Annotated in this window: 1 protein-coding gene; it reads right to left on the reverse strand. The window is 57.5% G+C overall.

Features of this window, described 5'->3' with window-relative positions; translation table 11 throughout:
* Positions 1-39: 39 nt before the first annotated feature.
* Positions 40-1,127 (reverse strand): IS3 family transposase gene (locus FFS45_RS41510; RefSeq protein ID WP_137960356.1). Its coding sequence is split into 2 segments (ribosomal slippage): positions 40-875 and positions 875-1,127, totalling 1,089 coding nucleotides; the frame shifts between segments, so codons are not numbered across the junction.
* Positions 1,128-1,199: the final 72 nt, after the last annotated feature.

Below are 1,199 nucleotides of genomic sequence, written 5' to 3' on the forward strand. Positions count from 1 at the left end.
GGTAGTCCCCCCGCTTCTAACGGAGTTCAGAAGTAGAGGTCATGCCGCGATGGGCAACTTCTGTTTGGGCGGTACGCCGCCAATGGCCGTGTTCGGCCTCTCGTGATTGTATGACCACAGCCACTTCGTCGCATACTCCTGAACATCGGCCACCGTCTCGAAGAGGTAATGAGCGAGCCAATCGTACCGAACGGTTTTGTTGTAACGCTCAATGTACGCGTTCTGTTGCGGCTTGCCGGGCTGGATAAACTGCAGAACGACGCCGCGTCGAACAGCCCAGTCCCTGAGCGCATCACTGACATATTCCGGCCCGTTGTCGCACCGGATCTTCGACGGTTTGCCGCGCCACTCGATTACCTGATCCAGGGACCGGATAACGCGTAGCGCCGGCAACGAGAAGTCCACCTCGATGCATAGGCCTTCCCGGTTGAAGTCGTCGATCACGTTGAACAGCCGGATGCTACGCCCATCAGCGAGCTGATCATGCATGAAATCCATTGACCAACACTCGTTCAGTGCCTGCGGCACAGCCAGCGGTTCAGGCTGCTCACGCACCAGCCGTTTGCGTGGCTTGATCCGCAAATTCAGCTCGAGCTCGCGATAGATGCGATAAACACGTTTGTGATTCCAGGCGAAGCCCTTGACGTTGCGCAGGTACAGGAAGCACAGGCCAAAGCCCCAGTTGCGCTGGTTGTGCGTCAGTTTCACGAGCCACTCAGCGATCACGCTGTTTTCCGCGCAACGCTTTGCCTGGTAGCGGTAGCAGGTCTCGCTTACGCCAAACGCCTCACAGGCCGCCCGTACGCTCATTGCGCGATCCTTCACTGCACGGATGGCCATCTCGCGGCGACGAGATGGCCTCACCACTTTTTTTCAAGCGCCTCGCGCACCACCTCGGCCTTGAGTCGCTCCTCGGCGTACATCTTCTTGAGCCTGGCGTTTTCCGTCTCAAGCTCCTTCATCCGGCTCATCAGCGCCGCGTCCATACCGCCGTATTTCGAGCGCCATTTGTAGAAGCTCGCGCTGCTCATGCCGTGCTCGCGGCACAACTCCGGAACGGGTGTTCCGACTTCGGCCTGCTTCAAAATCCCGATGATCTGGCTTTCCGTGAATCTGGACGTTTTCATGCAAAATTTCCTGTCGATCCTGCTGCTAGAAAATTCTACCTTGAACAACCGCTAATTCTCGGGGGGACTACC

The organism is Burkholderia sp. 4M9327F10, assembly GCF_005503145.1.
GTDB lineage: Bacteria > Pseudomonadota > Gammaproteobacteria > Burkholderiales > Burkholderiaceae > Paraburkholderia.